The organism is Microbulbifer sp. 2205BS26-8 (assembly GCF_030731025.1).
Taxonomy (GTDB): Bacteria; Pseudomonadota; Gammaproteobacteria; order Pseudomonadales; family Cellvibrionaceae; genus Microbulbifer; species Microbulbifer spongiae.
This window is the reverse complement of sequence record NZ_JAVAMR010000009.1, coordinates 20,522-34,391: the sequence shown is the minus strand read 5'-3', so window position 1 is coordinate 34,391 and position 13,870 is coordinate 20,522. Positions and strand designations below refer to the sequence as shown.

The window sequence follows — 13,870 nt, the reverse complement described above, 5'->3', positions numbered from 1 at the left end:
TAATCAATCAGTACCCCAACGGGCACCGAGGTACAGCGGTGCCCACCAATGATATTGGCGCAACAGCAAAGACCTGCGTTGATCTTCAGGGCTCTGTGATGTACCACCGGCACTGCCTATCTACCCTGGTTCGCTTAGGCTTAGGTTAATCTCATCCGGCAGGCCTGGTTAGGCACTGCCGAGCCAACGCGCCAGGGTTTCACGCAGCAGGTCTTTGTTGAGGGGTTTGGTCAGATAATCATCCATTCCAGCCAGTAGGCAACGACCTTCAAACTGCTCTTCCGTCGTACTGGTGAGCGCGACGATAGGCAGGCGATCGTTCGGCCTGTGTTCTGATTCCCAGCGCCGAAGCACCTCGATGATCTCTGCACTGTGGTCCGTATTCTGCTGACAGTCCACGAGCACCAGGTCATAGTAACTATCGGAAAGGCGTATCAGCGCCTCTTCGACATTGACAGCGACATTCACTTCATAGCCCAGCGCCTGCAGCATATCCTCTGTCACCCACTGGTGCGGACGGGATTCCTCCACCAGCAGCAGGGAAAACTGGCGCGGCTGGTCAGCACTACCAGCTAGAATGCGGTTGCGGGCCTTTTTCTCGCCACCGAACAGGCACGCCACCACAGTGTCGTGTAACTCCTTGCGGGTGGCTGGGCGCCCCAGGCCCTGGGCAGATGGCAGCACCGCTTGCAAGCGGGCAAACGCCGTCTTCTGGCCAGAGCCCATCAGGCACACCAGAGGGCATGTCTTTCGCTCGGCACTAACTTTTGTGAAGAAACGGGTCAACGAATCCAACAGGTGGGTGTCTTCCATCGTGGGTGCCAAAACAACCAACCGGTTACGCTCAATAGCCTGTTCCAATAGCTGGTATAAATCATTTTCATAGCCAGTACACCAGCGCCAGGACGTCACTTCCATGCCAAAGGAGCGGAACATCTGTGCGAGACCAATAATAAACAGCCCTTTTTGGTGGAGCAGTAGCGCTTCTCCGTCCTGTAAACGCCGATCCGGTGTGAGGTAAGTCCGCTGGTTTGGCTCCACGGTGAACTTGATGATCACCTGATAGCGGTTGCCATCCGGGGTTGAATTTAACTGCAGATAGCCGCCCATGGCCTCGGCCAGGCCTTTGGCAATCGACAGGCCCAGGCCTGTGGTCACCTGGGTGGTATCCACACGGGAAAAAGCGCCGAAGAGTTCACTCTCGTCAGGAAGAATCTCACCCCGTCCGTCGTCCATCAGGGAAATACTCAACTGTCCCTCAGCTGCGGTGATCGGGGTGAAACTCACTTCACCCCAAAGCTCGCCACGCTGGGCGATGCCGATTGCGGAGTCCACCAGGTTGCGGATCAACTGGGCGGTTTTGCGGTTATCCCCGGTCACCAACACAGGCAGGTTGTCATCGATCTGGAAATTGAACTCCAGATTGTGGCCGTGGGCAGCACGGGCAGCAAACTTGAAGGATTTCTCCAGGGTTTTGACCAGATTAAACGGCCCCTCGCGCAAGCGGATATGCTTGCGCGCCACACGGGTGAACAAACCCACATTGTCCACCAGCTTGAGCTGATGGCTGCCGGCGCTCTTGGCCAGTTTCACCCACTCGCGCTGACGCTCGTTCAGGGGTTCTGCCTCCAGCAGTGCCAGTGCTCCCAGGGCCTCCGATAACTGGCTGCGAAACTCCTGACCGATATTGGCGATAAACTCATTGGTCAGCTCTACCGCCGCCTCGGAATGCGTGCGTGCCACGGCGAGTTTGCTGGCGCGCTGCTGCAGTTCCTGCATGGCAGACAGCCCTTCCCAATAGTATTTCGATTGACCCCGCGCCTGGTGGGCAGAAAGCCATATAAAGGTGAGTGTGAGAGCACCGTAAATGGTGCCCAGAAATAATCCGGAAAAAAGTGCCACCAATGAAGCGGGCAACAGGGCGCCTGCGGTAATCCAGGTGAAGACCCGGTGGTAGGGAGAGAAGACCGGGAACACACTGGAGAAAAGGATAACGCTGTAAAGCCAGAGAAAGTGTGTTTCAGGCGCAAACCCCATCAAGTACACATAGCAAACCAGTATCAGTCCCCACCAGCAGGTAGCGAGAATGGTGATAACGAAGTAGCGCTGGCGCCAGCGGCTCGGCCCGGCACTGTAGAGGCGGTCGAAACCGAATACAAACCAGCCCCGCATTATCGTAAATACCATCAGCACAATCCCCAGGAACAATAGCAACTGGGGGTGCTCCAGGCGCATATCACCAATCATGGCAGCGATCACAAAGGCGCTCAGCGTAAGGATGATGCCTCGCCGGCTGTACTTTGCAATCCGCGCGTCGGTGGCGCGACAGAGACGCCGGTCCTTTTGCACCTTGAGTTCAGGGCGATCAATAATAGGCATAGCAACCTTCCCTGGAATTCTGTGTATACCGTGGCATAACAGTCACTTAACCTATTCCAAGTACTTCGACCAGTACCGTTTTTATAATAAATCCCAGCAGCCCAAGACCCAGCGCCAAAAATAGAATAAAGGTCCCAAACCTTCCCGCCTTGGAGTCCTTGGCCAGGCTCCAGACGATAAACGCCATAAACAGGATGAGTGCCCCGATCCCCAACCAGAGAGAATAGTGTTCAAACTGCTCAAATGTCATGCGGACTTCCGCCTGAAAAGTGGCGCGCATTGTACAGTGCTTGAAAACCACTGGTAAGACTTTTCAGAATACAGTCGAGCAAGGCCGTCAATACTCATGACCAATAATTCACACTTCCCGATGACAGTCGCCCTTTTCCTGGGCCTCTGTACCACAGCGCAGGCGGCGCACTTCCTTCTCGCGGTAACGACTGTCATGCCAGCACCTGGGCAGAGGTTCGCCGGACAGAAAACACAGTTCCGTTTTGTCAAATACCTCGGGGTCCTGCACCTCTTCACCCCAAAGATAGCGGCCCACCACCGTCAATTCATAGGGGTTTGACAGGGTTACAACATCCGCCACCTCTACCAAGTGCCTGGTGGTTACGTCTTTGAACAGCATAGTGGCACCTTTTTCCACTTTCTGGTTTCAGTATAGGGTTTCAGGTGGCGATTCCGGATAACTATGCCGATATCCTCTGGCATGAGGCCATTGCCCACGGTGCCTGCCCTCGGAAACTGACCCATGGTTTTCCAGTAAAAAAAGGTAGAAGGGACTGGAGGCCTGTGGGAACCGTCCCGAATGACAGCAAGTGGCGTACAAAACCGCGATCAGCCCTCGACAGTCAGGCGCGCAGAGACCATGCCCTGTTCCGGGAGAGCGTCCATATTGATGGTGCGCACAGTGAGTTGTGCCTGTATCAGCTGATTTATCCAGGGCTGAAGATCCTGGTAGCGAGCCTCCTCGATCCACAGGCGGATGCGGTTGTCTCCTTCCGGCTCGAAACGCTTGATGGTGACCTGGTGCTGTTTGGCAGCGCCGGTCACCCGTTGCAGCAGGGTGCCCGATGCCCTGGTGCCGGTGCCGGCGGGTTTGATACGTTCCAGTACCGGGCGCTGAGACTGCATCCAGCGGATCAACTCCCGGGATTCCTGCGCGCGGACGCGGGCTTCATCGAAGAAACCCTTGGCCGGAGCGAACAGGCCAAAGACGATAAATAGTGTGCCTGCAAAAAAGCCGAGAATGCTTAGGGCACGCTGGTCACTGGGAGACAGTGTCCGCCATTTCTGCTGCCACTGTTGGATCTGTTCTTTCATTTTGCACTACTGCCAAGCATGTTCTGTATTCCGGCAAGTTACCCGGTTATCCACCGGCAGCCGAGGTTTGCCGGATGCATTAAAGATCAACGCAAACGCACGCGACCGGATACCCCATCCTTCAGTTCATTGGCCCCGAGTAGATCGGCACGCAGGCCATTGCCGGACAAACTGCTGACAAAGGTATCCAGATCCGACAGGGTGGACGCCTGCAGTTGTAGTACCATCTCACCGCGCTGCCCGTCAAAGCGCAGGGACTGCAATTTGAGTTCTTTACCCCTGTGCTGAGTCCATACCGTGCTCAGTTGCTGCATCTGCGTAGAAAAGGCACCACCCTGGTTACCGGCATTCTTGAGCAATCCCTCGAGTTGTCGGCGCAGTTGCGCCGTGGGGCGGGTATTGGGGAGCAACTCCGTGAACAGGGCACGGGCTTGGCTTTCAGCCTGCCCTGCCTGCCACTGATAGTAGGCGCCGGCACCCACAAAGAAGAGCAGTTGGGCGGCAAAGCAGAAAGCGGCCACCTTGGCCGGTTTCAGCCACCAGATACGCTCCGCCTCACTACCCGACAGTTGGTATTCCCCGCTCAGAAGATTGCCGAGTCTGCCCGGTAGAAAACGCTGCAGAAAAACCGCTTCCGGCGCTGTGTGGTTGCACTGTAAACGGTCGCCGAGGAGGGATTCCAGTTCAGCCACAATAAGACCATCATCCTCCCCGGCACCCAGCAGCACCAGGTTCTTCTCTCCCGACTCCCCGTTGGTCTCCCCTTGTTCCTGCTCCGGGGCGCTGTCGTCCAGAATCGAGCCGAGCAGTGGTTGCAGATATTCTCGACGGAGTGTCAACCCCTGGCCACTGTGCTGCCAGAGATGGACCTGTTCATCCTCGAGCCACAGGACCAGGTCAACCCCGAGCAGATCCAGCACCTGATATTCCGCCACAGCCGCTACCAGCGGCCATTCCAGTCGCTCCACCTGCGTGTGCAACGCGGCCATTTTGTCCCTGCCAACCGCAGAGATACTGCATTGGTCCCCCTCTCTGGGGACACAGGTAAAGTGCAGGTTCTCCACCTCCTCGGCCAGTCGCTCCTCCACCATATAGCCGATTGCATTGGCCTGACGCCGCGCGGCCCTGGGTATTGTCTCGACACCGCTCCAGACCCAGTTTCCAGGCAACAGCAGTAGTGCCTTTGCACCGTCGGGAATACTCAGCGGAGCCATCGCTTCGGGCGTGTCTGTGACTTCATAGCCGGGGTTGAACGCTGAAATAAAAACTGCATCGAGCGCCACCTGCTCCCAGGCACCGTCTTGCCATTGGAACAGTTTCAGGCTTTTGTCCGCGTCCTCGGTGAGCCGCAGCAGAACCAGAGAGGGTCCCGGCGGGGTGGCAGGCGTGCCGATTTCATTCAGGCTTTTCTTTTTAAACATACGATCTTACGGGCTATCCACTCTCTTCATTCTCGGGTGTCATCGCCGTCGAGCAGCTCCTGCATCATTGCTAGGGAAAAAGTCCGGCGCTGGCGCTGGAGCACTTTGGCCTTTCCATCGGAGTCATCCAGCCACAGGGCCGTCTCCCAGTACTGACGGTAATCGCCGGTATCTCCCAGTTGGACAGCAATACGGGCGATAAAGTACTGGCTGTGAACGTCAAAACGGTTGGCATTTGTGCGGATATTGTACAAGGGCAGGTCTCCGGTGCTGCGCAGTATATCTCCGGATTCACGCGACTGCTCCAGCTTGCTCCAATTTACCGCCGGCTCTACCGCCTCGATCAGTTCCCGCGGGGCCAGGTTGATATTGATCAGAGTGTCGCTCTTGGGCAGTGCACAGAGGAAAGGGGCCAGTTTCTGCCAGTCCTCCGCTTCCATTCCCTGCACCACAGACAACTCGGATATATCACTGATCAAGGTATCCGGGGTGCGGTGGGCTATTTCCCGCCCGAGGTAGCCATCATCTTCGGTGCCCGTGGAGAGAGGGATGTCCCCAGTGTCAATCCAGTCGGCGATAGCCCTGGCCAAATCCGACTTGCCGGTAACATTGCGTACCAACCGCTGGAAGATTTTAAACTCAGCTGAATTGGGGTTGCTGCTGTCGCGCAGAGTATTGACGTTAAAACATGAATTCAAGTCCTTGATATTGATACGGATTTTCCCATTATCGGGATTGAATTGCAGCGCCGGTGCAGCCCAGGCCTCCAGTGCGTGGTCCGCGGCATCCGTCGCAGCTTTGTCTTCTTCGAAGTCCTTTTCCAGGGCGACTCTGGCCCAGGCTTCGGCGCCCGCCACGAACTCGGCCAACTGGGTGTTGGCGAGCAGCGCGCCACTGCGGGTGATGGCGATCTGGTCGCGGGTGATGGCGTGGGTGACTGCAGCAATGGCAATCACCATCACCAGCAGCACTGTGATCAGGGCGACGCCCCTCTGGTGGCAGAAAACATTCACTGTGTTAACCCTTTTTGTCGCCATCGCTTCTACCTGGGCCGCTCCCATCACCAGAATTGTTTCCCCCACCAGAGCCGCCCCCACCAGAGCCGCCCCCTTGAGCAGCGGGTTCGGCAGTAGCCAGGGGGAAGATCCTGCGGATTTCACCATTCTGGCGGGTGAGGAGCACAAACTCGATGGCCTTTGGCAGGCGGGTATCGGCGGCGGATAAGTTGGGAGGGTTGGGGGAGCCCACCGGTGGCCACTGGGTAACCCAGGCATCACTGGCGGGATCGAAATAGCGCAGTGACAGGCTCTCCACTCCCATCATCAGAGGCTCCACCAGCGGTTCCGAGTCCGGGGCTCTGTCCAAAACCTGCCAGCGGCTGCGCAGCAGCAGGGCACCCGAGTCCTCCTCCTTCGAAAAGGCACTGCGCTCATCGGCTTCCGGATAGCCAATACTGTAGGCGAGGCGCTGTAACTCACCCCGTGGTTCAGCGGTGAGATTTGCCGCACCCAGCCGGGTAAACTCGAACTCATCTTCATCCCCACGCAACGCCGGTTTATAGCCGCTATAGGCATCTTTGACCGGTCTCGCGGTCAACTGGCGCAGGTCGTCTTCAAGGCGATACAGGGCCATGGAGAACCGGCGCAGCGCTTCCACACGCTGTTCAACCAACCGGTCGGTACTGTTAAAAATGTCCAGCAGTGCGAAGGAGCCGACACTGATAATGGCCACCAGTACCAACACCACGAGTACCTCGACCAGGGTAAAGCCGGACTGGCGTTTGCATAAGGGGGAATGCGTCACACCAGCTACTCCCTTGCCGCCCAGGCATCCAGGGTGAGGACCGGGTTTTCCGCATCGGGATGACCCACCTGGATAATGATATGGCGCAAACGCTCTTCGCTGGTGTCCTCCACCCGCGCAGCCACCGCCCACTCGCGCAGAGCAAAAGTGACTTCTTCTGTCTGCTCACCCACTGGGGGCCAGGGGGTCTGTAAACGTATTTGGGACAGCACCTGTTGCGCCACCCAGTTGGCGGCGAGGCGCTCTTCCATTACGCGCTGCTGGCGCACACTGCGCTGCGTTGCCTGCAGTACGCTGGCGGCGATAACACCAAAGATCACTACAGCAACCAGTACCTCGACCAGGGTAAAACCACCCTGGGGCGCACAATGCCTGCGATTAAAATGCATCGGCCTGCCACTCCAGCTGCAAGCCGTACAGGCTGTTGTAGGAAATCGTGGCCCCCCGGACAAAGTCGCCGTCCTCCACCAGGTAAACCGCCAGCTCCATCGGCAGGACCTCTCCGCTGGAGAGGGCCACAAACTGGGGCCTAGCGCTCGCCGCCTCGTCACTCTCCTCCTCGGCAAATTCCGTCGACTCCACTGCGGGGAGTTCCGCCTCCGCAATGACTTCCAGGCGCACATTGGGGGGAAATTCATGCGCTACAAAACGCGTTGCACGGGCACCGGCCAGGACGCTATCCGGGTCCTGCCAGGCCATTGTGGCGGGATCAAAACGCACCACGCGGTAGGACTCGGCCTCGAGGACCACGCCGTAGTGAGCCTTGTCGATCAGGGCGCGATCCGCGACCAGTTGCAGCAGTGCGGAAAGGCGCTGGACCTCGCCGGTCCAGACCCGCGCACCGGAACTCCCCAGGGAGAGAATGGCCATCCCCGCCAGTGTGGCAATGATTACGATCACCACCAGTATCTCCACCAAGGTAAACCCGCGGCCGTGAGCGGGTTCTGTTCGACCGCGAGCACTCAACATGCGCAACTGTCCGAGCTTTGTCTACAGATCAGCGACAAAGACATCGGCGGCTTCACCCTCGCCACCAGGCTTGCCATCGGCACCCAGGCTGAAGAGATCAAAGGCGCCGGCACTGCCGGGACTGATATACTGGTATTCGTTGCCCCAGGGGTCCTTGGGGGCTTTTTTCAGATAGGGTTCGGTCCAGTTCTTGGCCTCCGGGAAGCCCGACGGGCGGGCAACCAGTGCTTCCAGCCCTTGGTCGGAGCTTGGATAGACGAAATTATCCATACGGTACAGATCCAGGGCCGTTTCGATTGCGCGCAGGTCTACCCGGGCCGCCTTCATGCGGGCCTCTCCGGTTTTGTTGAGCACATTGGGTACCACCAGGGCACCGAGAATGCCGAGAATCACGATAACCACCATGATCTCAATCAGAGTAAAACCGCCGCTTCTACGTACACTGTTCATTATCTTCTCCTCTTCGCCCGGGTTCAGGGTGGCCGTGGTTAAACAACCAGTTCATTCATGCTTAATATCGGCATCATAATGGCCATCACGATAAATAGTACGATACCGGCCATCACCAGCAACATGATCGGTTCGAACAGGCTCACAAAAGCGGTCACCGCCCCCTGTAAATCCTGCTCCTGGGATTCTGCCGCGCGGTGCAGCATCTCATCCAGGGTACCGGATGACTCACCGCTGGCAATCATATAGATCATCATTGGCGGAAAATACCCGACATCTTCCAGGGCCCGCCGCAGACTGCCTCCCTCGCGCACTGTCTTTTGAGCGGCCTGTAAGCGCTCCTTGAGAAAATCATTGGTCATCACGCCGCCGGCAATGCCCATCGCCTGCACCAAAGGCACACTGCTGCCGGTGAGGATGGCCAGGGTGCCCACATAGCGCGCGCTCTGACCACCGCGCACGATCCAACCAATCACAGGCAAATCCAGCAGGCGGTGATGAAAGCGGTACCGCACTGCCGGGCGGCGCAACATCAGGACAACTCCACCTGCAACCACCCCCAGTGCGGGCGGCACCAGCCAGCCCCAGGCGGAGATAAAATCACTTAGTGCAACCAGAATACGGGTTGCAAATGGCAGCACCTGACCGGTCCCGGTAAATACCTCGATCACGTCCGGCACCACATACACCATCAGCCCAGTCACCACCAGCACACAGATAACAACCAATACTACCGGGTAGATCAACGCCAATTGTACCTTCTGGCGAAACTGCTGCTGTCCCTCGGTATAGTCACCGAGGCGCTCGAGGACAGTGTCCAGGTGCCCCGAATGCTCACCGGCCTCCACCGTAGCGCGGTAGAGTTTGGGAAAAGCACGGGGAAAACTGCCCAGTGCCTGGGCAAAGCTGTGCCCCTCCAGCACTTTGCCGCGCACTGCCAGCACCACCCGGCGAATCTTCTGATTGCGGCTCTGGTTGGCGATGGCTCCCAGTGTCTCTTCCAGGGGAATACCCGCACGCAGCAGGGTGGCAATCTGACGGGTCAACAGAGCCAGGTTTTTGATACTGAGGCCGGGACTGCCGGACAAAAAACTGCTTGCCCCCTTTTCAGTCCGTTCAGTGGCCGGGGCCACCTCCAGAGGCACCATACCCTTTGCGCGCAACTGCTGGCGCGCGGCGCGGGCGCTGTCCGCTTCCAGGGTGCCCCGGCTTTTGCGTCCGGAAGCTGCGAGGGCGGTGTATTCAAACGCGGCCACGGTCAGGACTCCTGGGTGACTCGCAGCACTTCCTCTAGGGAAGTCCTGCCCGCCAGAACCTTGGCGATACCATCATCGCGAATACTCGGCCCCAGCTTGCGCGCCTCCACTACCAGCTTGCTTTCCGAAGCGCGGTCATGGATCAGCTGGCGCATGGTCTCATTGAGGGGCACCAGCTCATAAATACCGATCCGCCCCACATACCCACTGTGGCTGCAGGCTTCACAGCCGTTCGGGCGATAAATGATCGTTTCCGCTTGCGCATCGACACCGAGCACCTTCTGCTCGCTCTCATCGGCCCTATGGGGCTGCCTGCACTGCGGGCAAAGCACCCGCACGAGGCGCTGGGCGAGCACACCAATCAGGCTCGAGGACAGCAGGAAAGGCTCGATGCCCATATCCACCAGGCGAGTCACCGCCCCCAGGGCGGTATTGGTATGCAAGGTGGAGAGGACCAGGTGGCCGGTCAGGCTGGCTTGGATGGCGATCTGCATGGTTTCCAAATCGCGAATCTCACCGACCATCACCACATCTGGGTCCTGTCGCAGGATGGCGCGCAGGCCGCGGGCAAACGTCATATCCGCCTTGGTGTTGACCTGGGTCTGGCCTATCCCTTCCAGGTTGTATTCCACCGGGTCCTCTACGGTGAGAATATTTTTCTCGCGGCTGTTGATACTGCCGAGGCCCGCGTACAGGGTGGTGGTTTTGCCGGAGCCTGTGGGCCCGGTCACCAGAATAATTCCGTGGGGATGGGCGAGCAGATCGGTCATGACGCGCAGGTCCTCTGCCGCCATGCCCAGCTTGGCCAAGTCCATCTTGCCTGCCTGCTTGTCGAGCAGACGCATCACTACCCGCTCCCCCGCGGAGGAGGGCATGGTGGAGACCCGCACATCCACTTCGCGCCCCGCCATCAACAGGGAGATTCGCCCATCTTGGGGGATGCGCTTCTCGGCGATATCCAGTTTGGCCATCACCTTGATACGGGAGGCCAGCAGCGGCGCCAGTGCGCGCCGGGGCTGGAGGACCTCGCGCAGTACGCCATCGACCCTGAAACGCACCACCAGGCGCTTTTCAAAAGTCTCGATATGGATATCAGAGGCACCCTGTTTCAGCGACTCGGCAAAAATCGCGTTGATCAGTTTGACGATGGGTGCATCGTCTTCCTGCTCCAGCAGGTCTTCGGTCTCCGGCAGGGCATCGGCCACTGCGGCTAAATCCAGGTCCTCACCGAGACCCTCGACCTCGGAGAGATTACCCCCCTCACGGTTCTCGTAGAGGCGCTGCAGTGCCACTTGAAAGGCCTCGTCCGCAACTGCCTGTAGGCTGACAGGGCCGCCAAAAACGCGCTGAACCTCGGCAACTGCCGCGGGGTTCGCCGGCGCCACATACTGGCACAGGGGCTGCCCCTCCTGCTCCACCAGCAGCACCCGGTGGCGCTTGGCGAAAGCGTAGGGCAGGCGGCGCACGGATGGAACCTCCAGTGCTGTTTCAACCGTCATTTCCCCTCCTCGATCTCCAGCACCTCAACCGGCACCTCGTCCAGTAATTCCACAGCCCCACCATCAATGGAACCATCCACGGGCGCGGGGCTTTCGTTGTAGGTACCCGTTGGCGGCATCAGGTCGGGCAGTGCATCGCCCCGGTGCCAGTCCCACAACAGGCTGGTCCTGTCTTTGAGGAAAATCTGCTTCTGCTGCATATCCATATAGTATTTGCGGGTTTCCTCATAACCGGCCACCTGGGTACTCAGGATCTTGGGGCGCAGGAACACCATCAGGTTGGTTTTGTCGACTCTTTTTGTATTGTTACGGAAAAGGCGACCGATACCGGGTATGTCCCCCAGTAAAGGCACCTTCTGGATGCTATCGGTCACTTTGTCTCGCATCAGCCCGCCCAGCACCAGGATTGCACCGTCATCAATCAACACCTTGGTGCGGATTTCGCGCTTGCTGGTGATAATATCCGAAGCTCCAGTTTCTTCTTCAGCTTCAGCAGGTAGCACATCTTCCACCTTCTGTTCAATTTCCAGTGTCACAGAATTGTTGTTATTCACCCTCGGGGTAACTTTCAGGCTGGTCCCCACGTCTTGGCGCTGAATGGTGGTGAAGGGGTCATCATTGCTGCCGGAGAGCAGTTGCTCCCCGGTAATAAAAGGCACATTTTCCCCAACAAGGATTTCCGCCTCCTCATTGTCCAGTGCCATAATCGTCGGGGTAGACAGGATATTCGCATTGGCTTCCGTGGCCAGTGCGTTAATGGCCAAGCGGATATCCGTGCCGCTCAAATATCCCAGGTGCAAAGCATTTAGCCCGGTAAGACTGCTAATAGGCAGCGAGAAGGGGTTCGGGTTGCCCTCAGCATCTACACCTGCAGTATTGTTCCACCCCGCAACCACATTGTCGTCGGCACCGGCAATCCAGCTTATACCCAGTTCATTGGTAGTGCCCTCGGTCACTTCGACGATCAATGCCTCAATCAATACCTGGGCACGGCGCACATCAAGCTTCGCAATCACCCCCTTCATGGTTTCCAGCAGCGCTGGCGGCGCGGTCAGTACCAGGGAATTGAGGGATTCGTTCACCTGAATGCTCACCTCGACATCGGCAGCCTGCTGATCCTTTTCCGCATTCTGGATACTGCCGCTCATGCCCTCGAGAATCGGTTTCAGGTCCGCAGCATTGGCGTACTGCACATAGACCACAGCGGTGTTGCCATCGCCGTCCAGTGGCTGGTCCAAACGGCCGATCACGGTCTTGATCTGCTGGCGGGTTACCGGGTCGCCGGTCAGGAGAATGCTGTTGGAACGCTCATCCACGGCGATACGCAGCGGCTGTACTTCTCTACCTGCCTGCTTGCCGCCACCGGACTGCAGCAGCTCATTGAGCACCTGTTTCACCTCTTTGGCAGAGGCAAACAACAGTGGTACCACTTCAATGTCGATGGCGCCGGCGCGGTCCAACTGCCGCACCAGACGTACGATCTGATCGATGTTCGCCGCACGGTCGGCAATGATCAGGGTATTGGTATCGGCATAGGCGGCCAAATGACCGGTCTGTGGGATAAGCGGCCGCAGCATGGCGATTAACTGGGCCGCGGAAATATTTTCAACCCGCACAGTGCGTACAACCAGGGATTCGGCGGGGGCTAAGGTATTTTCGTCGGCCACAGGAATCGCTTGCTGCTTGGCAAGCGCATCGGGCACCACTTTCCAGGTACCGCCTTGCTCTACCAGGCTGAAACCATTCACCTGAAGCACCGACATAAACACATCGAAGGCCTCATCGTGGGTCATGGGATCACCGGCAACCACCGTCACCTTTCCCTTGACATTAGGGTGAACAATAATATTTTTTCCAGTGAAGTCCGCCGCCCAGTTAATTAAATCGCGAATATCTGCGTTGTCGAGAGAGAGCGTCACCCTTTCGGGGCCCTGAGCCAGCACTGCAGTAGATACCAAAAAACTCAATCCGACCACAATCAGCCGTCGATACAACATTTTAATCATTATTTATGGGGCTCTAGTAAATGTAAAAAAACCAAATCGATCAGTTTGGCAGGCTCATTGAGGCTGAAGCTGAGCGCGGCGCTCGCGGGCCAGTTCGCGCAATTTTTCCATCCGCTCCCGAATGCTCTGTTGGTTTTCCGCTCTTCTTACAGTGCTCCTGGCACTATTTTGGCTGGCCCTGCGTGCCAGGTTGGAGTAATTTCTTATGGGAACATCCGGACGCCCATCCACTTCCGGATAGGTCAATTTCTCCATCCTGCCATTGCGACGAAGAACCACGTGATCCACCTCAACAGAATACAGCTCCGCCCCGCCCGGCAGGGCATCCCCCACATACAGGCGCTTTGCCGGTTTGCCCTTCTCGGCCACCAGGGCGCTGGCATTGCCCTTATTGCTACTGTCCAGCACACCGGAAAGCACAATATTCAGTTGGGTGGCAGGCAGGTTGGCGAGGTCAACTTCAGGGACAACCTCTTTTTTCTTGGTTTCCGCGAGACCAAAGAAAGGGGTATTCGGAATAGAGGCCGGCTGGGATACGTTCGCGTCGCGGGGTGTGCGTTCCGCCAACAGGGACACTTGCGGTTTGGCAGGCATGAACAGGGCGCCATAGGCAAACAGATTGCCGGACAGCCACAACAGGCCCACAGCGGAGGCTGCCATGGTACTTCTGGACAATGCCTTGCGCGGCCCACCCTGGCGAAACCTGGTGCCAATTGAGCCAACCGCTCGCGGTAACGGGAACATGGATATACCCACTTTCA

At 57.8% G+C, this 13,870-nt stretch carries 14 protein-coding genes; all 14 read right to left on the bottom strand.

From position 1 onward, the window contains the following. Nucleotides 1–168 precede the first annotated feature (168 nt). Nucleotides 169–2,379 (bottom strand): hybrid sensor histidine kinase/response regulator, encoded by a 2,211-nt coding sequence (locus Q5Y71_RS04910; RefSeq protein WP_306040565.1) that lies wholly within the window; start codon nt 2,377–2,379, stop codon nt 169–171. Between the two features lie 46 nt (nt 2,380–2,425). Beyond that, nucleotides 2,426–2,659, bottom strand: a complete 234-nt coding sequence (locus Q5Y71_RS04905; protein WP_371876997.1) for a DUF2788 domain-containing protein — start codon at nt 2,657–2,659, stop codon at nt 2,426–2,428. A gap of 78 nt (nt 2,660–2,737) precedes the next feature. Beyond that, a complete protein-coding gene (locus tag Q5Y71_RS04900; protein ID WP_306040564.1) occupies nt 2,738–3,010 on the bottom strand; it encodes an acetyltransferase in 273 nt (90 codons plus the stop codon). 209 nt (nt 3,011–3,219) lie between these two features. After that, nucleotides 3,220–3,705 (bottom strand): type II secretion system protein M, encoded by a 486-nt coding sequence (locus Q5Y71_RS04895; protein ID WP_306040562.1) that lies wholly within the window; start codon nt 3,703–3,705, stop codon nt 3,220–3,222. 86 nt (nt 3,706–3,791) lie between these two features. Beyond that, nucleotides 3,792–5,126 (bottom strand): type II secretion system protein GspL, encoded by a 1,335-nt coding sequence (gene gspL, locus Q5Y71_RS04890; RefSeq protein WP_306040560.1) that lies wholly within the window; start codon nt 5,124–5,126, stop codon nt 3,792–3,794. A 26-nt stretch (nt 5,127–5,152) separates the two neighbouring features. Then, the gene (gene gspK, locus Q5Y71_RS04885) at nt 5,153–6,208 is read right to left on the bottom strand and encodes a type II secretion system minor pseudopilin GspK (protein ID WP_306040558.1); all 1,056 of its coding nucleotides are present in this window, start codon (nt 6,206–6,208) and stop codon (nt 5,153–5,155) included. Next, complete coding sequence (gene gspJ / locus Q5Y71_RS04880; protein ID WP_306040556.1) at nt 6,144–6,929, bottom strand: type II secretion system minor pseudopilin GspJ; 786 nt, start codon at nt 6,927–6,929, stop codon at nt 6,144–6,146. Before gspJ ends, gspK begins: the two co-directional genes overlap by 65 nt. Nucleotides 6,930–6,934: 5 nt before the next feature. Next, a complete protein-coding gene (gene gspI, locus Q5Y71_RS04875) occupies nt 6,935–7,318 on the bottom strand; it encodes a type II secretion system minor pseudopilin GspI (protein ID WP_306040554.1) in 384 nt (127 codons plus the stop codon). After that, nucleotides 7,308–7,898: a type II secretion system minor pseudopilin GspH gene (gspH, locus tag Q5Y71_RS04870; protein WP_306040552.1), complete on the bottom strand. Its 591-nt coding sequence runs from the start codon at nt 7,896–7,898 to the stop codon at nt 7,308–7,310. The genes gspI and gspH overlap by 11 nt, the downstream gene beginning before the upstream one ends. 21 nt (nt 7,899–7,919) lie before the next feature. Beyond that, nucleotides 7,920–8,348 (bottom strand): type II secretion system major pseudopilin GspG, encoded by a 429-nt coding sequence (gspG, locus tag Q5Y71_RS04865; protein ID WP_306040550.1) that lies wholly within the window; start codon nt 8,346–8,348, stop codon nt 7,920–7,922. A 38-nt stretch (nt 8,349–8,386) separates the two neighbouring features. Next, on the bottom strand, nt 8,387–9,604 hold the full coding sequence (gene gspF / locus Q5Y71_RS04860; protein WP_306040548.1) for a type II secretion system inner membrane protein GspF: 1,218 nt from the start codon (nt 9,602–9,604) through the stop codon (nt 8,387–8,389). A gap of 2 nt (nt 9,605–9,606) precedes the next feature. Next, nucleotides 9,607–11,103, bottom strand: coding sequence for a type II secretion system ATPase GspE (gene gspE, locus Q5Y71_RS04855; RefSeq protein ID WP_306040546.1), 1,497 nt, complete (start codon nt 11,101–11,103; stop codon nt 9,607–9,609). Continuing rightward, entirely contained in the window at nt 11,100–13,109 is a 2,010-nt protein-coding gene (gene gspD / locus Q5Y71_RS04850; protein WP_301418161.1) for a type II secretion system secretin GspD, read from the bottom strand. The genes gspE and gspD overlap by 4 nt, the downstream gene beginning before the upstream one ends. Before the next feature lie 54 nt (nt 13,110–13,163). After that, nucleotides 13,164–13,853 (bottom strand): type II secretion system protein N, encoded by a 690-nt coding sequence (locus tag Q5Y71_RS04845; protein WP_301418159.1) that lies wholly within the window; start codon nt 13,851–13,853, stop codon nt 13,164–13,166. Nucleotides 13,854–13,870: the final 17 nt, after the last annotated feature.